18 protein-coding genes are annotated in these 18,227 nt (G+C 72.1%); 8 read left to right on the top strand and 10 right to left on the bottom strand.

Annotated elements, in window-relative coordinates; genetic code table 11:
• Window positions 1-15: 15 nt before the first annotated feature.
• Window positions 16-951, top strand: coding sequence for a LysR family transcriptional regulator (locus tag ACIBBA_RS21890; protein ID WP_396699808.1), 936 nt, complete (start codon window positions 16-18; stop codon window positions 949-951).
• Window positions 952-976: 25 nt separating this feature from the next.
• Here the strand turns inward: ACIBBA_RS21890 and ACIBBA_RS21885 are convergent, their stop codons facing one another.
• Window positions 977-1,438: a MarR family transcriptional regulator gene (locus ACIBBA_RS21885; RefSeq protein ID WP_396699806.1), complete on the bottom strand. Its 462-nt coding sequence runs from the start codon at window positions 1,436-1,438 to the stop codon at window positions 977-979.
• Window positions 1,439-1,466: 28 nt separating this feature from the next.
• On the opposite strand from ACIBBA_RS21885, the gene ACIBBA_RS21880 reads away from it, so the two are divergent.
• A complete protein-coding gene (locus ACIBBA_RS21880; protein ID WP_396699804.1) occupies window positions 1,467-2,015 on the top strand; it encodes a hypothetical protein in 549 nt (182 codons plus the stop codon).
• Here the strand turns inward: ACIBBA_RS21880 and ACIBBA_RS21875 are convergent.
• A complete protein-coding gene (locus tag ACIBBA_RS21875; RefSeq protein ID WP_396699802.1) occupies window positions 1,994-2,689 on the bottom strand; it encodes a vancomycin high temperature exclusion protein in 696 nt (231 codons plus the stop codon). The genes ACIBBA_RS21880 and ACIBBA_RS21875 overlap by 22 nt on opposite strands.
• Window positions 2,690-2,891: 202 nt before the next feature.
• The gene (locus ACIBBA_RS21870) at window positions 2,892-3,965 is read right to left on the bottom strand and encodes a hypothetical protein (RefSeq protein ID WP_396699800.1); all 1,074 of its coding nucleotides are present in this window, start codon (window positions 3,963-3,965) and stop codon (window positions 2,892-2,894) included.
• Between the two features lie 263 nt (window positions 3,966-4,228).
• Between ACIBBA_RS21870 and ACIBBA_RS21865 the strand changes: the two genes are divergently transcribed.
• Window positions 4,229-6,535: an LLM class flavin-dependent oxidoreductase gene (locus tag ACIBBA_RS21865; protein ID WP_396699798.1), complete on the top strand. Its 2,307-nt coding sequence runs from the start codon at window positions 4,229-4,231 to the stop codon at window positions 6,533-6,535.
• Between the two features lie 31 nt (window positions 6,536-6,566).
• Here the strand turns inward: ACIBBA_RS21865 and ACIBBA_RS21860 are convergent, their stop codons facing one another.
• The 5 genes from ACIBBA_RS21860 to ACIBBA_RS21840 form a co-directional block, all read right to left on the bottom strand.
• Window positions 6,567-7,094: a MarR family winged helix-turn-helix transcriptional regulator gene (locus ACIBBA_RS21860; RefSeq protein ID WP_396699795.1), complete on the bottom strand. Its 528-nt coding sequence runs from the start codon at window positions 7,092-7,094 to the stop codon at window positions 6,567-6,569.
• 63 nt (window positions 7,095-7,157) lie between these two features.
• On the bottom strand, window positions 7,158-7,985 hold the full coding sequence (locus ACIBBA_RS21855; RefSeq protein WP_396699909.1) for a DUF72 domain-containing protein: 828 nt from the start codon (window positions 7,983-7,985) through the stop codon (window positions 7,158-7,160).
• A gap of 172 nt (window positions 7,986-8,157) precedes the next feature.
• Window positions 8,158-9,441, bottom strand: a complete 1,284-nt coding sequence (locus ACIBBA_RS21850) for a D-alanyl-D-alanine carboxypeptidase family protein (protein ID WP_396699793.1) — start codon at window positions 9,439-9,441, stop codon at window positions 8,158-8,160.
• A 76-nt stretch (window positions 9,442-9,517) separates the two neighbouring features.
• On the bottom strand, window positions 9,518-10,480 hold the full coding sequence (gene bla / locus ACIBBA_RS21845) for a class A beta-lactamase (protein WP_396699908.1): 963 nt from the start codon (window positions 10,478-10,480) through the stop codon (window positions 9,518-9,520).
• Window positions 10,481-10,581: 101 nt separating this feature from the next.
• Complete coding sequence (locus ACIBBA_RS21840; protein WP_396699791.1) at window positions 10,582-11,202, bottom strand: TetR family transcriptional regulator C-terminal domain-containing protein; 621 nt, start codon at window positions 11,200-11,202, stop codon at window positions 10,582-10,584.
• Window positions 11,203-11,307: 105 nt separating this feature from the next.
• On the opposite strand from ACIBBA_RS21840, the gene ACIBBA_RS21835 reads away from it, so the two are divergent.
• Entirely contained in the window at window positions 11,308-12,024 is a 717-nt protein-coding gene (locus ACIBBA_RS21835) for an SDR family NAD(P)-dependent oxidoreductase (RefSeq protein WP_396699789.1), read from the top strand.
• A gap of 28 nt (window positions 12,025-12,052) precedes the next feature.
• Window positions 12,053-12,292 carry a 4-oxalocrotonate tautomerase family protein gene (locus tag ACIBBA_RS21830; RefSeq protein WP_396699787.1) on the top strand — a complete coding sequence of 80 codons (240 nt, stop codon included), beginning with the start codon at window positions 12,053-12,055 and terminating at the stop codon, window positions 12,290-12,292.
• Between the two features lie 66 nt (window positions 12,293-12,358).
• On the opposite strand, the gene ACIBBA_RS21825 is transcribed toward ACIBBA_RS21830, so the two are convergent.
• Both ACIBBA_RS21825 and ACIBBA_RS21820 read right to left on the bottom strand, forming a co-directional pair.
• Window positions 12,359-13,405: a fatty acid desaturase family protein gene (locus ACIBBA_RS21825; protein ID WP_396699785.1), complete on the bottom strand. Its 1,047-nt coding sequence runs from the start codon at window positions 13,403-13,405 to the stop codon at window positions 12,359-12,361.
• A 94-nt stretch (window positions 13,406-13,499) separates the two neighbouring features.
• Window positions 13,500-13,748, bottom strand: coding sequence for a hypothetical protein (locus ACIBBA_RS21820; RefSeq protein WP_396699783.1), 249 nt, complete (start codon window positions 13,746-13,748; stop codon window positions 13,500-13,502).
• Window positions 13,749-13,969: 221 nt separating this feature from the next.
• On the opposite strand from ACIBBA_RS21820, the gene ACIBBA_RS21815 reads away from it, so the two are divergent.
• The 3 genes from ACIBBA_RS21815 to ACIBBA_RS21805 all read left to right on the top strand — a co-directional run bounded on the left by ACIBBA_RS21815 (window position 13,970) and on the right by ACIBBA_RS21805 (window position 18,218).
• Window positions 13,970-14,881 carry an NAD-dependent epimerase/dehydratase family protein gene (locus ACIBBA_RS21815; RefSeq protein WP_396699781.1) on the top strand — a complete coding sequence of 304 codons (912 nt, stop codon included), beginning with the start codon at window positions 13,970-13,972 and terminating at the stop codon, window positions 14,879-14,881.
• A gap of 105 nt (window positions 14,882-14,986) precedes the next feature.
• Window positions 14,987-16,363, top strand: a complete 1,377-nt coding sequence (locus ACIBBA_RS21810) for an FAD-dependent oxidoreductase (RefSeq protein WP_396699779.1) — start codon at window positions 14,987-14,989, stop codon at window positions 16,361-16,363.
• A gap of 328 nt (window positions 16,364-16,691) precedes the next feature.
• Window positions 16,692-18,218 carry an alkaline phosphatase D family protein gene (locus tag ACIBBA_RS21805; protein ID WP_396699777.1) on the top strand — a complete coding sequence of 509 codons (1,527 nt, stop codon included), beginning with the start codon at window positions 16,692-16,694 and terminating at the stop codon, window positions 18,216-18,218.
• The last annotated feature ends 9 nt before the right edge of the window (window positions 18,219-18,227 follow it).

Below are 18,227 nucleotides of genomic sequence, written 5' to 3'. Positions count from 1 at the left end.
CCGTATCATCCGGGCGTGGACATCGAGGCCGTGCGCACCTTCGTCGCCGTCGCCGACGCGGGCCAGTTCCAGGAAGCCGCCGTCGACCTGCGCATCACCCAGCAGGCCGTCTCGAAGCGTGTGGCCAACCTCGAACGCAACCTCGGCGTCACCCTCTTCGCCCGCACCGCCCGCGGCGCCCGGCTCACCCTCGACGGGCAAGCCTTTCTCCCGCACTCCCGTGAACTGCTCCGAGCCGCCGAACGGGCGGCCGCCTCGGTCCGGCCGGGCGAACGCGCGCTGCGGGTGGACGTCCTGAACCGGCGCATCGCCCCGGCCGTGACCCTGCAGGGCTTCTACCGGGCCCACCCCGGCACCGAGCTGGACGTCGCCACGCTCTCCAACGCCAACGTCGAGACGGCGATCGAGGCGGTCCGGGCCGGCGAGATCGACGCGACGTTCCGGGCCGTACCCGTGCCCGCCCGCGAACTACCCGACGGCATCCTGGTCGAACGGGTCCTGGACGACCCGCTGCAACTGCTCGTCGGCCCGGCCCACCCGCTCGCCGCCGCCCGCTCGCTGACCCCCGCCGACCTGGTCGGGCACCGCATCTGGATCCCGGGCATCAAGCAGGGCACCGAGTGGGCCGCCTACTACGACGAGCTCACCGAGGCGTTCGACCTGCGGATCGACGCCATCGGCCCGAACTTCGGCACCGAGATCGACGAGATCGCCGGCTCCGCCGAGCTGGCGACCCTGGTGGGCGCCGGTGACCGGTACAGCTGGCCGGCCACCCACGACCTGCGCCGCATCCCGCTGCGCGGCCCGACGCCGGTCTACCCGCACTCGTTCGTGCACCGGGCGGACAACCCGCACCCGACACTCGCCGCACTGCGTCGGCACCTGGTGGCCTCCCGCCCGGCCCCTGCGGCCGACAGCTGGACGGCGAGCTGGGCCGACGCCGGCACCTGACGTCGGACCGCGTGCGCGCACGAGTTCAGGAGGGAGCCGGCGGGTCGGCGAGCTTGACGGTCTGCGCCCGCAGGACCCGGATGGTGTTCTCGATGTAGTCGACGATCGCCGCCATCTCGCGCTCGTCGTACGCCGCCATGAAGGCGGTCATCTCCCGGCCCAGGTCCGCGAAGATGCCGCTCAGGTCGGGCACCGCGGACTCGTCGGCGACGAGGAGCACCCGGCGACGGTCGGTCGGATCCGGTTCGCGCCGGACGTACCCCGCGCGCTCCAGCCGGTCGACGATGCCGGTGACGGCGGTGGGTCCCACTCCGAGTTCGGGGGCGAGCGTGCCGGTCGGTATGGGGCCGGACCGGACGATCAGGCCGAGCGCCTTGTGCTCGGCGGCGTTGAGGCCGAGCCGTCGCGCGATCGCCTCGTGGAACAGCACCACCGCGGTGCTCAACTCCCAGCCGTAGTCCCGCATCAGACTCACCCATTGCTTCATCTATCTGGATAGTTCATTCTCGTAAAGTATGAGGCAGACACTCGCACTGAGCAAAGCTGCGCTCCACTGGGCGGCCGTCTTCTACGCCCGTCACCTGCTGCTCGTCCTCGGGCTGTCGCTGGTGCCCACCGTGCAACGGTTCCTCGTGGTGCGCTACGACGTGGTCACGCCGGTAGCGGTGACGACCGAGGCGCTGGTCGTGCTCGTCCGGCTGCTCCTGCTGCTCCTGATCATCCGGCTGCTGTTGACCGAGTTGGCGGCGTCGGGAATCGACCGTCACCGCGCCTGGGCGCGTCTCACGGCCGGTATCGACGCGCGGCGCGTCGCGTTCTGGCTCCAGTGGGTGGTCCTGGCGGTCGCGTTCGTCGTCTTCGACGTCATTCCCAACGCGGTCATCGCTGCCGTCGTGCCCGAGGCGGGTCGGGAGACGGTGACCGCGGTCGTGGTGGCGGTCAAGAATCCCACCGTCATCGCCTTCACTTTTCTGTGGATGGTCGGCATCGCCCGCACGCTGATCGTCGAGACCGACGATCGGGCTCCCCGCATGCCGGACGGTCAGCGGCTGAGCGCGTCCTGAACCGCCGGATCCGCGGGCGAACTGACCGCCGGCGGCCTGCGGCGGATCGCGTCCCACGCCGCCTTGCCGCTGGCGAAGTAGTCCCGGACCGACTTCTCGGCGAGCAGGGCGAACCGGCAGTCGGCGCAGCGGGCGACCACCCCGTCGACATCGAGGCCGAGGTGTCGGCAGAGCGTCACCGCCCGGGACACGTGGTAGGACTGGGTGACGATCAGGGCGCGGTCGACTCCGTACACGTCGCGCGCTCGCGCGCAGGTGTCGTAGGTGTCCAGGCCGTACGGGTCGGCCACGACGCGGCGCGGATCGACACCGAGCCGCTCGGTCAGGTAGGAGGTCATCACGGTCGGCTCGTCACCGGATGATCCGCCCCCGTCTCCCGAGACCAGGACCACCCGGGCGCGGCCGCTGCCCACCAGCTCGGCGGCGGTCTCCAGCCGGCCGGTGAGCCGGTCCCCGGGCTGACGTCGGTCCGTCGCCACGCTGGTGCCCAGGACGATCACGACGTCGGCGGCCGGCGCGTCGGCCTCGTCGTACACGTGGCCGCGCGCGGCGATCGTCGTCCAGAGCCACGGGACGCTGGCGAGCAGCAGCCCGGCCAGGCCCAGCGCGGCCGTACGCGCCAGCCGCCGCCACCACCGGTTCGGCCGACCGGCCGTGTCGGGGCTCTCGCTCACCTGCCGCTGCCGAGAACCGTCGTGGTGTCCACCGTTCGTCCTCCCCGTGGTGGTGGCGGGACCGGATGCGGCCGGCCGCGCCACCGACGCGCGCGTCGGCCGGTCCACGATGTACCGACCTCGCCTCGCCGAGCTTGAACAATAGACGCGAAGCCCGGCCGGGGGAGGCCCGGCCGGGCGAGACCACACTCAGGCGGACCGGTCAGTCGATGGTCGGCGGTGCGGTCCGCGCCGCCTCCTTGAGGGCCGCCGCCGCCGCGGTGTACGGATTGTGGGCGTAGGTCCGGGCCAGGCCGGCCGGGACGGTGAAGTATTCGGCGGACAGCTTCGCCGGGTCGCTGGCCAGCTCCCCGCGGGCGGGCAGGTCATTGCCGTCGTCCCAGCCCCAGGGCGCGTTGGCCGAGTTGGACGAGCAGCTCCAGGTGTCCGAGCCGCAGTCACCGGAGGCGTCCCCGGCGAAGGTGCCGAGGCTGGCGAAGAGGCTCGAGTTCGCTCGCTGCGCCCAGAGGCCGCCGGCGGCGAAGATGTCGATCAGTTGGTATCGCACGTCGCGGTCGTTGCCGTTGCTCGGCGTCTCGGCGACCGTCGACGGGTAGTAGATCAGGCCGTCACCGTTGATCGAGTACTGGGGATACGCCTTCAGGCCGTGGCCCTGGGCCTCCTGGGCGGTCACCGGGTGCGGGAACGCGTCGTGCGGCGACGTCTGGAACTGCAGGGTGCCGTCGACGCTCTCGCGACCGCTGGTCCAGGTGCTGCCGGTCGGCGTGTACGAGTAGAAGTCGCTGTGCGCCACGGTGACGGCCGCCCGCAGGACACCGTAGGTGGAGCCGTCGCGCTCGATCGCGAAGAGCACCCCCTCGCCGTCGTTCTCGTGCTCGGTCTCGAAGAACGGGTGGTCCGTCCAGTCCCGAGGGTGGAAGAACAGGTACGTGATGTACCAGTGGGTGCTGGTCTCCACGACGGAGTAGTACGCGTGCGCGGCGAGCGAGGTGCCGGCCTGGCCCGTCCGGTCCCAGTTGTTGCGGCCGTTAAGGTCGCCGTCGAAGTCGACCTTCGCGATGTAGTCGGACTGCCCGCCCAGGGCGTGGCTTCCGGTGGCGTCGACGTCCTGGTAGTGGATGGGGGCCCAGCGGAGGGCGAGCTCGGCCCGGCTGACCGCGGCGCTCGCGGGGGCCGCTGCCGTGAGCGGCGCTGCCGCCAGCGTCGCCACGGCGCCGGCGGCCGTCAGCGCCTTCACCACCCGGGATCGCCAGGACTTGCTGCTGCTGTCGCGCATGTGTGCTCCTGCGTCCGAATTGACAAATCGCAATGGATCATCGTGGCCCCGGACACCAGGGGCGTGTCCGTCGAGAGAAGAAAGGATAGATGGATTTCGACGGACTGGGTCTCCCGCCGACGGCCGAACGGGGCGCTGAGGGGCCTGCGCGGCGGCGCCGCACCGCACCCCGGGAATCACCCCGGCACAAGATGCGTTGTTCGACAACAGATATGCCAGACAGAATTCATGTTCGATCAACGATGACAAGCGGGAGCGTAGAAATGCCCGATTACGGCCACGAACTCCTGTTCGGGACGTTCCTCACGCCGAGCGCACACGATCCGGACCGGGTCGTGACGCTGGCGGAGCTGACCGAGGCGGCCGGGCTGGACCTCGCCACCTTCCAGGACCATCCGTACAACGCCGAGTTCCTCGACACCTGGACGCTGCTGAGCTGGGTCGCCGCCCGTACCGAGCGGCTGCGCGTCTCCGCGAACGTGCTGAACCTGCCGCTTCGCCCGCCGGCCGTCCTGGCCCGGGCCGCGGCGAGCCTCGACCGACTGTCCCACGGCCGGTTCGAACTCGGCCTCGGCGCCGGCGCCTTCCCCGACGGGGTCGAGGGCATGGGCGGCCGTCGGCTGACCGCGGGGCAGGGCGTGGCGGCGCTGCGGGAAGCGATCGACATCCTGCGCGGCGTCTGGGACGACGCCACCCCGGGGCCGCTGAAGCGCGACGGAAAGTACTACCCGATCCCGGGCATGCAGCGCGGGCCGGCGCCGGATCACGACATCGACATCTGGCTCGGCGCCTATCAGCCCCGGATGCTGGCGTTGACCGGCCAGACGGCCGACGGCTGGCTGCCGACCCTGGAGTACCTCCGGTCGCCGGACCGGGTCACCGCCAACCGGCTCATCGACGAGGCGGCGGTCGCGGCCGGACGCGACCCGCGGCAGATCCGCCGGCTGCTCAACATCTTCACCGTCGACGTGTCGTCGCGCGACCGCGGCTTCCTGCAGGGCCCCGCCGAGCAGTGGGTCGACCAGCTCCTCCCGCTGGTGCTCGACGAGGGGTTCAGCGCCTTCCTGATCGGCCGCGACGACCCACGCCTCATCCAGACCTTCGGGCAGGAGATCGCGCCCGCTCTCCGCGAGGCCGTGGCCAGGGAGCGCCGGGGGAGCGGGAGCAGCACCGGCCCGCTCCGGTCGGCCGTCGCGCTGGCCCGGCGTCAGCCCGGCGTCGACTACGACGCGCTGCCCGCGTCACTGGCCGCCCGCGCCGTCGAGCCCGGCGACCCGGAGTACGAGCGGGTGCGCCACTCGTACAGCTGGCAGGGCTCGCCGGCGCTGGTCCTCCGCCCCCGCGCCGCCGCCGAGGTGATCGACGCCGTGGCCTACGCGCGAGCCCAGAACCTCCCGTTCTCCGTGCGCAGCGGCGGGCACGGCATCAGCGGTCGTTCGACGAACGACGGCGGAATCGTTCTCGACCTGTCCACGATGAACAAGGTCGAGGTGCTCGACCGGGCAACCCGCCGGATCCGGCTGGAGCCGGGCGCCCGCTGGGGACACGTCGCCCAGGCGCTCGCCCCGTACGGCCTCGCGATGAGTTCGGGGGACTACGGCGACGTGGGCGTCGGTGGCCTCGCCACCACCGCCGGCATCGGGTACCTGGTCCGCAGGTACGGCCTGACCATCGACCACATCGTCGCCGCCGAGATCGTCACCGCCGACGGCAGCCTGCTCCGGGTGGACGAACACCAACACCCCGACCTGTTCTGGGCGATCCGCGGCGCCGGCGGCAACTTCGGCGTCGTCACCGCCCTCGAACTGGAGGCGTACGAGGTCGGCGACGTCGTCTACGCCCAACTCGTCGCCGACGCGACCGACACCGCCGAACTGCTCCGTCGCTGGGGCCAGCTCGTCGAGGACGCGCCCCGGGAGCTGACCAGCTTCCTCGCCCTGTTCCCCGGTCGCCGGGGCAACCCGCCGATGGCCCAGGTCACCCTGGTCTACGCCGGCGACGACGTCGAAGCCGCGCAGGCCGCCCTGAGCCCGTTCCTGGAGATCGGACCGATCCTCGACCAGCAGGCCCAGCTCGCGCCCTACCCGGCGATCGTCGCGCCGCCCGGCAACCAGCACCGGGGCCAGGGACTGTCCGACAGCCACAGCGGCCTGCTGCACCACATCACGCCGCAGGCGGCCGACGCCATGGCGACGATGATCCGCTCCGGCGACGTGATGATCATGCAGTTCCGGTCCGTCGGCGGTGCGGTCAACGACGTCGCCCGCGACGCGACCGCCTACGCACACCGGGACCAGAACTTCTCGGTGCTCGCCGCCACCGTCGCGGACCGCCGGGCCCGGCTCGACAAGCTCTGGGCCGACCTGTACGAGCACCTCGACGGCATGTATCTCAGCTTCGAGTCCGACACCAGCCCGGAGCGGCTCCTCGACGCCTTCCCCGAGCCGACCCTCAGCCGGCTACGTGCCATCAAGGCCACGTACGACCCGGAGAACATCTTCAACCGCAACTTCCCCATCCCGCCGGCAGGTGCGCGGCAGACCGGAGCGGAGACCGACGATGTCGCTTGATCACGTCCGGCGGACACACCGCCGCCCCGCCTCAGCGCCCGGGTTGGTCGGGCGGGGAGAGGACGTCCGTCACCGCCGCGCATGGGTCCGTCCCGGGTGCGGCGGCCTGGATCGCCTCGGCGGCGCGCTCGGCGAACTCGCGGAAGGTCGCGCGCTCCGGCTCGGGCAGCCCGCCCAGCACGTGGTCCTCGGCGTGCGCGACCCGCCGCTCGGCGTCGGCGAGCACCGTCCGGCCGTTGTCGGTCGCCACGATGCGCCGGGCACGCCGGTCGCGCGGGTCCAACCGCCGCTCGATGAGGCCGGCGTTCTCCAGATCGTCGATCACGTACGTCAGGACACTGCGGTCGATCACCAGGCGGGACGCCAGCGCCCCCTGCGTCGGCACGTCCTCGTGCACGACCACGGCCAGGATGTGGTAGCCGCGGCTGCCGTGCGGCAGGTCCTTCAGCGCCTCCTCGACGTAGTCGTGCCAGCGGCGCAGGACCATGCCGAGGGACCAACCGAAGTTGGAACCGCGCGTACGGTCGGCGGGCAGCTCGCAGTCGTCGGCGTCGGACACAGCCCCGACCCTAGCAGGCAATATGTTGATCAGCAGACGTGTTGGCGTACAACGAATAGCGGGTCAGAAGAGCGTCGACGGCCCGACCGGCGTCGGCTCCGGCAGCGGCTCGACCTCGGGCAGCCGCGCCCGGACCTCGGCGTGGAACCTGCGGGCGAGCTCGGGCGCGTCGGCGTTGTCCGGGGTGTGCACGAAGACCGTCGGTGAACGCCCCTCGCGCAGCCAGCCGGTCACCACGTCGAGCCAGGGTCGCCAGCCCTCGATCGTGCGTGCCGGGTCGTCCCGACCGAGGTACCGGACGATCGGACGATCGGTCAGCGCGCGAGTACGCAGCGGCGTGCGTGGCTTCTTCGTCCACGCGTCTCGTTCCGCGTCACTGGTCGGCGGAGTGCGGAAGAACCCGGTGGTGTCGAACGGAATCCACTCCGCCCCGACCGCGCCGAGCGTTTCCTCGAGGGTCCGCGCCTCCCGGGGGTCGTCGAAGAATGCCGCGTGGCGGACCTCCACGGCGTACCGGTGGGCGGTGGGCAGCCCGCGCAGGAACCGGGCCAGCACAGGTACGTCGGCGGGGCCGAACGAGCCCGGCAACTGGATCCAGAGCGCGTGCGCTCGCGGGCCCAGCGGTTCGATCGCGTCCAGGAAGACCCGCAGCTCCTCGTCGGCGCCGGTGAGCCGGCGTTCGTGCGTGACGACCTTCGGCAGCTTGAGCACGAACCGGAAGTCGGGGCCGGTCTGCGCCGCCCACGACGCCACCGTCTCCCGAGCGGGAGTCGCGTAGAAGGTGGTGTTCCCCTCGACCGCGGTGCACCAGCCGGCGTAGGCGCGCAGCCGCTCGTGGGCCGGCAGCGGGTGTTCCAGAAACCGACCCTGCCAGGCCTTGTGCGTCCACATCGCACACCCCACGTGCAGGCGCATCCGAGCCTCCCACCCCGCGCGACCGGGCGCGGAGCGACCCGCGCCCGGGTACGGTATCCGGCCGGCGACCGCACTCCCGGCGCGCCCTCCCGGCCCAGCGCCCTCGGCGAGCGGACCGGCATGACCGAGGCCCGGTCGGCGGTACGGGTCAGCGGTGCGCCCGGATCCGCTCCCAGGTGCTCGGCGGCTCCAGCCGGATGCCCGTGCGTAGCGCCGTGGTGACCGGGGCGGCATCGCCGGCGACCGCGCTGACCCGGCCGTGTTCGGCCCCGGCCGTCAGCCGAGCGGGTACGGCCGGGATGTCGACGTCGAGGCGTACCGGCAGGCCCGGCCAACCCAGCACGGTCAGGTCCTGCGCGGCGTCGATGCTCGTGCTGGCGCCGAGCGGCCCGCGCACGGTGGCGACCTGATCACCGGCCCGGACCACCGGGTGTACCGCGATCGCGGCGGTGGCGGTGCGGACCAGCGAACGGGTCACCCGGAACACCCGGTCCAACTGCACGGGAGTGTTGGCGCCGGGCTGCCCGAGGACGGCGCCCACGATGACGATCCTCCGGTCACCCACCTCGACGACGGCGGCGAAGACCAGGCACCCACCGGCCTCGTCGGTGGACCCGGTCTTGATCCCCACCACGCCGTCCTTGCCGACCAACGAGTTGTAGTTCCGCACGGTGCCGGCGACCGGCAGGGTGGCCTTCTTCTGCGCCACGATCTCCGCGAACGCCGGCAGCTCCATCGCCTTGCGGGCGAGGATCATCTGGTCGACGGCGGTGCTCACGGTGCGCGGATCGAGCCCGGCCGGGTCGGTGTACCGGGTGTCGGCCATGCCGAGCGCGGCGGCCGTGTCGTTCATCTTGGCGACGAAGGCGTCGACGCTGCCGGCGTCCCAGGCGGCCAGGATCCGGGCCATGTTGTTCGCCGATGGGAGCAGCACCGCCTGGAGCGCCTGGCGCTCGGTGAAGACCGCGCCCGCGACGACCGGCACGAGGGACTCGCCGCGCGCCCGCTCCCGGGGGTACGCGGCGGCCTGCGCCGCGCTGACCGTGAGCCGCGGCCCCTGCTCGCCGCGCTTCAGCGGGTGTTCGGTCAGGATGACGTACGCGGTCATCACCTTGGCCACGCTCGCGATCGGCACCGGGTCGCTTCCGCCCGACGTGCCGAGCGAGCCCATTCCCTCCACGGAGAGCGCGGCCTGCCCGGTCTTCGGCCACGGCACCGTCGGGGGCGTCCCGGCGATGACGGTCGACGCGGGCAGGGTCCGGGTGACGGTCGGCGCGGACAACGGGTGCCGTAGCGGCTCGACCGCGACAGCCCCGGCGCCGGCCAGCAGCAGGGTCAGCAGTCCGGTGACCAGTACCCGTAGGCCGCGGCGCCGGCTCGGCCGCTGCGGCGGGACCGGCTCGATCACCTGGGTCGTCGCGGCGTCCAGCATCGTGTATCTCCCCCGACTGCCGCGCCGGCTGGCCGGCGCGGCGGTTGTAGGTGTCACCTGGCGGGTGGTGACCGGCTCAGGTGAGGGTGGCCACCACGTACGCGGCCGCCTCGGCAAGAAGGGCCTGATCGTATTCGGCGTCTCCGGCGGCTCTGCTGGACATGATGGCGAGGACGAGTGGCGCGGAGTTCGGGGGCCACACGACGCCGATGTCGTTGGCCGTGCCGTAGTCGCCGGTCCCGGTCTTGTCGGCCACGGTCCATCCCCGCGGCACGCCGGCCCGGATGCGTCGGGCACCGGTGGTGTTGCGTTCCAGCAGATCGCGCAGGAAGGCTCGCCGGTCGGCCGGCAGGGCGTCGCCCAGCACGATCCGCTGGAAATCGGCACCGAGGGCGCGGGGTGACGTCGTGTCGCGGGGGTCGCCCGGGATGGCCGACACGATGTCCGGCTCGATCCGGTCCATCCGGGTGACCGTGTCGCCGAGGCTGCGCACGTACGCCGTCAGCTGGGCCGGCCCGCCGAGCTCGCGCAGCAGCAGGTTGCCGGCCGTGCCGTCGCTGTAGCGGACCGCGGCGTCGCAGAGCTGGCGGAGAGACATTCCCGTGGCCACGTGCCTCTCGGTGATCACGGCACTCTTCATGAGGTCGCGCCTGCCGTACCTGACGACCGTTTCCAGCTGCGACAGTGGCTTCCGATCGAGGACGGCGGCCGCCGCGAGGGCCTTGAACGTCGAGCAGAAGGCGAACCGTTCATCCGCCCGGTGGGCGATGGTGGCGCCGGTCCCGGTCGCGAGTGCGTACACGCCCAGGCGTGCGTCGAACCTCCGCTCCAACTCCACCAGGCGGTCGTGGCGATCGACGGCCGGGGCGGTGGAGGGCGGAGAATCGGAGGGCGGAGAAGCGGCGGGGGGAGAGGAGGCGGGCGGGTCGCCGGCCGCGCACCCGGCCAGTGGCAGCAGCGCTGCCACCCCGAGCAGGGTGCGGCGGGTGGCGCGAGGTTGCGATGCCCGAGGGGCGGCCGAGGCCGGGACCGTCGGCACCGTCCCGCCGGGCGGGTTGAGATTTTCCATCGTGGGTTACACGCGCGGTGGCCCGGTGATGGTTGCAGCCAGCCTCTCGGGCGTGACGGCGTCGGCGCTGCTCAGTCCACCGCGGCCCGTACCCCCGGCGGCACCTGGAGCAGGTCCAGGCTGTTCCGCCACAGCGTCTCGAGCTGAGCCGGATCGTTGAGCAGTTTCGCGAGCAGCGCGCGCCCCTCGATCTGGGCGACCATCGACCGCGCGGCCTCGCGGGTGTCGACGGACGGGCCGGCCTGGCCCAGGTCCTTCGCCTCGACGACCACCGCCTCGATGAGGTCGATCTGGGCCTCGAAGATCTCCTGGAGCCGGCTGCGGATCTCCTCGGCCTGGGTGCTGAGTTCCAGCGCGAGGTTGCCGAAGAGGCAGCCGACGACCCGGCCGGCCTCCTGCTGCCCGGTGCGCTGCACCTCCTCGGTGGCTTCGAAGAGGTCCCGCAGGCGCCGCAGCGGGTCGCGGTCGCTGCTGAGCAGCTCGACCCACTGTCGGCGCTGGCTCACCCAGTGCTCGTCGATCACGGCGAGCGCGAGCGCCTGCTTGGATTCGAAGAAGTAGTAGAAGCTGCCCTTCGGCACGCCCGCCGTCGCGCAGATCTCCGCCACGCCCAGCGCCGAATATCCCCGCTGCTCCAGCAGCGTCGCGGCCGCGTTGAGGATCTTGTTCCGCGCGTCACTCGTCCGTCCCATGCCTTTGACGATACACGACCGGTCGGCTAGCTTTTTGTCGACCAGTCGTCTACTGGTTCGGAAGCCGCAGCCAGCAAGGTCCGCGGCGAGTCAGGAAGGGTCGTCATGAGCACCAGTCAGGAACAGAAGGTCGCAGTGATCACCGGTGCCTCTCAGGGCATCGGCGCCGGCCTCGTGCAGGCGTACCGCAAGCTCGGCTACGGCGTCGTGGCGACGTCGCGCTCGATCACCGAGGCCGACGACCCGGAGATCGTCGTCGTCCGGGGCGACATCGCGGACGCCGACACGGCGGAGCGCGTGACCAACGCGGCCCTTGAGCGCTTCGGCCGCATCGACACCCTCGTCAACAACGCCGGCATCTTCGTCGCCAAGCCCTTCACCGACTACACCGACGAGGAGTACGCCCTGGTCACCGGGATCAACCTCGCCGGGTTCTTCCACCTCACCCGGCGCGTCCTGCCGCACCTCGTGGCGAGCGGGGAGGGGCACATCGTCACCATCACGACCAGCTTCGTGGACCAGCCCAACTCCAACGTCCCGTCCGTGCTCGCGTCGTTGACCAAGGGCGGCCTCAGCTCCGCGACCAAGTCCCTGGCCATCGAGTACGCCACCCGCGGAGTCCGGGTCAACGCGGTCGCGCCGGGCGTCATCAAGACCCCGATGCACCCGGTCGAGACCCACGAGACGCTCGCCGGGCTGCACCCGGTCGGCCGGATGGGCGAGACCAGCGACGTCGTCGACGCCGTCCTCTACCTCGAGTCCGCGCCCTTCGTCACCGGCGAGATCCTGCACGTCGACGGCGGCCAGAACGCCGGTCACTGACCCCATCCCACGCAGAGAGGACCAGACGATGCCGATCGTCACCATCCAGATCACCCGGGAGGGCAGCACGCCCGGCGCGTCCGCGGCGACCGCCGAGGAGAAGGCGGCGCTCATCAAGGGCGTCAGCCAGCTGCTGCTCGACGTGTTGAACAAGCCGTTGACGTCGACCTTCGTGGTGATCGACGAGGTCGAGACCGAGAACTGGGGGCGTGGCGGTCTCCCGGTCGAGCAGTTCCGACAGCAGCAGGACGCGAACCCACCGCGGTAGCGGGCCGGGATTCGGGGGAGCGCGCCGGCGCGGCTGGTGCGCCCCCTGCTCCGGTGTGGTCCGCGCTCAGCGGCTCCGGGTCTCCTCCGGCGCCGGCCGGGCGCCGACGGACCGCAGGTGGCTCAGCGCCTGCGACCAGGAAATCCAGAGCGTCGTCTCGTGGTAGGAGATGTCGTGCTGGGCGCAGAAGCCCCGGATCAGCGGTTGGGCGCGGCGGAGATTCGGCCGGGGCATGCTGGGAAACAGGTGGTGTTCGATCTGGTAGTTGAGACCCCCGAGCAGACCGTCCATGAACCACCCGCCGCGCACGTTGCGGGAGGTGAGGACCTGGCGTCGCAGGTAGTCGACCTCGTCGTCGGCGGCGAGGATCGGCATGCCCTTGTGGTTCGGCGCGAAGGAGCTGCCCAGGTAGAGGCCGAGCAGGCCCTGGTTGACGAGGACGAACGCGACCGCCTGGCCGGGGCTCAGCACCGTCACCACGGCGGCGACGTACCCGCCGAAGTGCAGGGCCAGCAGCGTCGCTTCGACCGGGCGGCGCCTGACCCGGTCCCGTCGTCCGACCATGGCCCTGAGGCTGATGGCGTGCAGGTGGACGGCTTCCAGCAGCAGCAGCGGAAAGAACAGCCAGGCCTGGTGCCGGACCAGCCACGCGCCCGGCCCGCGCTGCCGGCGCGCCTGCTCGGAGGTGAAGGAGAGCGGCCGGACGGCGATGTCCGGGTCTCGGCCTTCGGTGTTCGGGTGGGCGTGGTGCCGGTTGTGCTTGCCCACCCACCAGCCGTAGCTGATGCCGGTCATCAGGTTGCCATGGACGAGACCGACCAGGTCGTTCGCGCGCCTGGTGCGGCAGATCTGCCGGTGTCCGGCGTCGTGACCGATGAAGGCGGCCTGCGCGAAGATCACGGCGAGGGCCGCGGCGACGGCGATCTGCCACCACGACTCGCCGAGCCACCCGAACACGACCCAGGTTGCGACGTAGCCGGCACCGAGCAGGCCGACCCGCGCCACGTAGTAGCCGCGTCGCCGGTCGAGCAGGCCCGCCCGACGGACCAGGCGGGACAGGTCCGCATACTCGCTGCCGCCCTGACGGCTGGTGTCGACGGTCGTATCGCTCATGGTGACGGCTCCGCCCACTTCGGCGATCTCGGTCGGTCGATGCTCGGCGGCCGGGCCGGCGTCATCGCGGTTCCGGTCCGGTGCTCGCCCGCTCTCAGCGGGTCGGCCCGGCCGATGACGCGGTCGCGCTGCTACGGCCCGGGGCGGTGCCGGCCACCGGTGGCGCATCCACCCCCGCGCCGGCGAACGTGCCCGTCGGGAAGGTCGGAAGGTCGGCGGCCGTCTGGTCATCGCCGGCGCGCCGACGTGCCGCCCGCGCGACGGCAGCCGCGGCCACCGCCGCGGTCAGCACCATCGCCGCCGCCTGCCACAGCGGGCCTCTTCTGCTCCGTCGACGCCTCATGCCGCTCACTCCTTCGTCGCATCCATGCCTTCTCCATCTTCAGGGCTGCGGGCCGCCCGCGCCTCGCCGTTCGGCTCATTTGACCCGGTCGGGTCAGAACACGAGGTTCCCTCACGCCCCCGCCGAACCGGGGGTCGCCGGGACGACCGGATCGCGTGTCGCCCCGCGAGCGGCCGGACCCCAGCTTCTGCGGCACGGCGCACCGCGGGAAGGATGTGGCCATGACCGATCCTGTTGTCGAATCCGCACTCCCCAGGCGCGTTGTCGTCACCGGGGCGACCGGCAAACTCGGCCGCGCCGTGGTGCGGCACCTGCGTGACGTGGGCGTGGACGTGCTGGCGGTGGACCGCGCCGGCGGGCGGGACCCCCGCGACGTCGACGGCGAGTTCCTCCTCGTCGACCTCACCGACTACGGGCAGGTGGTGGAGGCGTTCACCGGCGGCGCCGACGAGCACGCCGGCCGGGTCGACGCGATCGTGCACCTGGCGGCGGTCCCGGCACCCGGGCTGCTGCCGAACGCGACCACCTTCGCCAACAACTCCGCGGCGACGTACAACGTCTTCGCCGCGGCAAGGGCAGCCGGGATCAAGCGGGTGGTGTGGGCGTCGAGCGAGACGGTGCTCGGGCTGCCGTTCGACACCCCGCCGCCGTACGCGCCGGTCGACGAGGAGTACGCGCCCCGCCCGGAGTCGACCTACTCGCTGAACAAGGCGCTGGAGGAGGAGATGGCGCGGCACTTCTGCCGGTGGGACCCGGAGCTGGTCATGGTGGGCCTGCGCTTCTCCAACGTGATGGACGTCGAGGACTACGCGCCGTTCCCCTCCTTCGACGCCGACCCCCGACTGCGCCGGTGGAACCTGTGGGGCTACATCGACGCCCGCGACGGCGCCCAGGCGGTCGAGCGGGGCCTCGCCCACGACCAGCCCGGCGCCGACGTGTTCATCATCGCCAACGCCGACACGGTCATGAGCAGGTCCAGCGCCAGCCTGATGGCCGAGGTGTACCCGGGTGTCGAGCTCCGCAAGGAACTCGGCGAACACGAGACCCTGCTCAGCATCGACAAGGCCCGACGGGTGCTGGGCTACCAGCCCCGGCACTCGTGGCGGGACCACGCGGGCCCGACGAGCCGCTGACCGGCGCGCGGGCGGGGCAGCCAGGACCTGCCCCGCCCGCGCCCGGCGGCCGTGCGAGGATCGACGGACGGTCATGTCGCCATCTCGCACCGCTTGGAGAGCAGGATGCCCCCCTCCCCGGCTCGGGTCTTCGCCGCGCTGAACGCGCAACGGCCACCCGACGAGGCAACGCCGCTCATGGACAAGGCCGTCGTCGTCGGCGGCAGCGTCGCCGGCCTGCTGGCCGCCCGGGTGCTGTCCGACCACGCGCAGAGTGTGGTCATCATCGACCGGGACGACCTGCACGCGACCGGCGCGCGACCCGGCGTGCCACAGGGGACGCAGCTGCACGCGCTGCTGCCCGGCGGACTTGCCCAGCTCGAGCAGCTGCTGCCGGGATTCCGCGAGCAGGCCGTGGCCCGGGGGGCGATCGAGGCTCCGCCCGCGACCAGGCGGAACTACCTCGACGGCCGGCGGAAGGTGGTCGTACCCGACGACGCAGACAGCCTGGCCGGCAGTCGACCCCTGCTGGAGGGGCTGATCCGCCAGCAGGTGCTTCGACTGCCCAACGTCAAGACCGTGACCGCCCGAGCAACCGGTCTCGTGCTCGACGGTGCGGTGACCACCGGGGTGCGCTGTGACGTCGGCGGCGTCTCCGGCGTGGAGAGCGGCGATTTCGTGGTGGACGCCATGGGGCGTTCGAGCAGGCTGTCCGATTGGCTGGAGCAGGCCGGCTGGGAGCGACCCGTCACCCGGCGGATGACCGTCGACCTCAACTACGCGACGGCGCTGTTCCGACGTCCGGAGGCGAGCCCGGAGCTGACCATCGCGCTGGCGCTGCACAGTCCCCGGATGGGGTTGGACGTGGCCGGGGCCGCGTTCTTCGCCATCGAGGACGGCCGGTGGATGGCCATGATGGCCGGCTACGGGGACAACCGTCCCGGGCGTACCGCCGAGGATTTCGTCCGCCGGCTGCGGGAGCAGTTCCCACCGGAGTTCGGCGAGGTCGCCGGGGGCGAGATGCTCGGCGACGTCCAGACCTACCGGCACGCCGACAGCCGGCGGCGGGACTTCCACGCGCTGGAGCGGTTCCCGGCCGGTCTGGTCAGCGTCGGTGACGCGGTCGCGTCGTTCAACCCGGTGTACGGGCAGGGGATGACGGCGGCCGCCCTGCACGCGGCGGGCCTGTCGATGTACCTGCGGTCGAAGCCGGACCTGGGCGTGCCCGCGCGCGAGTTCCTCGCCGTGCAGAAGGTCGTGGTCGACGCCGCCTGGTCGATGTCGACCTCCGCCGACCTGGCGCTGCCGCACGTCGACGGCCCCTACCCGCGCGGCTACCGGATCACCAGTTGGTTGAGCAACCAGATCGTCACGGCGACCGTCACGGACGTGTCGATCGCCCGGCGGTTCAACCAGGTCGTCTCCATGCGCGAGCATCCCAGCTCGCTGGCCACGCCCGGCGTGGTCCTGGGCGCCCTGCGGGCCAACCGGCGCGCTCGCTGACCTGATCCCGGCCGGTCGCCACCGGATTCACGCGCGCCCCGACGGGCTGCCGCCGACCCGGTCGGATCGGCGGCAACCCACGGGTGCCGGCCCGTCGTGGACGGGCCGGCGGCGGTCGGGCGACGCTCGCCGCCCAGGCCGCGCGCCGGCCCTGACGTACCCCGGGTTGTTGGTTGGGCCGGGCACGGGCCGGAACGGGCCGTGGTCGCGGCGAGCCGGGCGCGGCTGGCTCAGGACACCTGACCGCCTTGGCGCGGACAGCATGGTGTCACTTCGGATTCCGCGCCACACCGCTCGCCGTTCATCGACGATCACGAAGGTATGGCTCATGACAAGGCTGAGCCGTCGTATCTTCGTCCTCAGTGGACTCGCTGCCGCGGGCGCCGCGGTGACCCCCTGGCAGGGCGCCCGGGCCGCGGTGCCGTACCCCTTCAAACTCGGTGTGGCGTCCGGGGATCCGGCGCCCGACAGCGTCGTGCTCTGGACCCGGCTGGCGCCCTCGCCGCTGAACGCCGACGGGCAGGGTGGCATGGCCAACGCGGACGTGACCGTCGAGTGGCAGGTCTCGACCACCGACCGCTTCACCTCGCTGGTCGCCTCCGGCTCGGTGGTGGCCCGCTACGCCGACGCGCACTCGGTGCACGTGATCGCCGGCGGGCTCGCCGCCGATTCCGACTACTACTACCGGTTCCGGGCCCAGGGGCACATCTCGCCGGTGGGGCGCACGCGTACCGCCCCGGCTCCCAGCTCCTTCGGCCGCGACCTGGTGATGGCCTTCGCCTCCTGCGCCCACTACGAGACCGGCTACTACACCGCCTACCGGCGGATGGCCGAGGAGAACCCGGGGCTGATCCTGCACCTCGGCGACTACATCTACGAGGGTGGCACCAACACCTCCGCGGTACGGCAGCACGTCGGCAGCGAGATCGTGTCGCTGGCCGACTACCGACGCCGGTACGCGCTCTACAAGTCGGACCCCGACCTGCAGGCGGCACACGCGGCCGCGCCCTGGCTGGTCGTGCCGGACGACCACGAGGTGGAGAACAACTACGCCAACATGGTCCGCGCGGACAGCAGCCCGGCGCTGACCGCCGCGCAGTGGACCGCCCGGCGTACCGCCGCGTACCGGGCCTACTACGAGAACATGCCGCTGCGGCCGGCCTCGGCGCCGAGCGGCAACAGCATCCCGCTGTACCGCCGCGTCCGGTGGGGGCAGCTGGCCACCTTCCACATGCTCGACACCCGCCAGTTCCGCGACGACCAGGCGTGCGGCGACGGCTGGAAGGTCTGCACGGACGCGGACCTGGCCTCCCGGTCGCTGACCGGCGCGACGCAGGAGAGCTGGCTGCTCGACGGGCTGGCGCAGCGCTACGGCACCTGGGACATCCTCGGCCAGCAGGTCTTCTTCGCCCGCCAGTTCGAGGCGAGCGGGGCAGCGAACATGGACGCCTGGGACGGCTACCGGGCCTCCCGCAGCCGGATCCAGACCGGCTGGCAGCAGCGCGGGGTGCGCAACCCGTTGGTGCTCACCGGCGACGTGCACAAGGCGTGGGCGAACGAGCTCAAGGCCGACTACGCCAACCCGTCCTCCGCCACGATCGGCACCGAGCTGGTCTGCACCTCGATCACCTCCGGCGGCAACGGCAGCGGCAGCACCACCATCCCGAACGCGGCGACCAACCCGCACCTGAAGTTCCATTCGGACCGGCGTGGCTACGTGCGTACCACGATCGGCCGCAGCCAGGTCCGGGCGGACTTCCGCGCGGTCAGCACGGTGACCGAGCACGGCGCGGCCGCGTCCACGGTGCGCTCGTTCGTCATTCTCGACGGCCAGCCCGGCCTGCAGGCCGGCTAGGAGGAGACC

The organism is Micromonospora sp. NPDC051006, from assembly GCF_044456245.1.
Classification (GTDB): Bacteria; Actinomycetota; Actinomycetes; order Mycobacteriales; family Micromonosporaceae; genus Micromonospora.
Note: the sequence above shows the minus strand (reverse complement) of the source record. Positions and strands in the feature narration are given on the sequence as shown.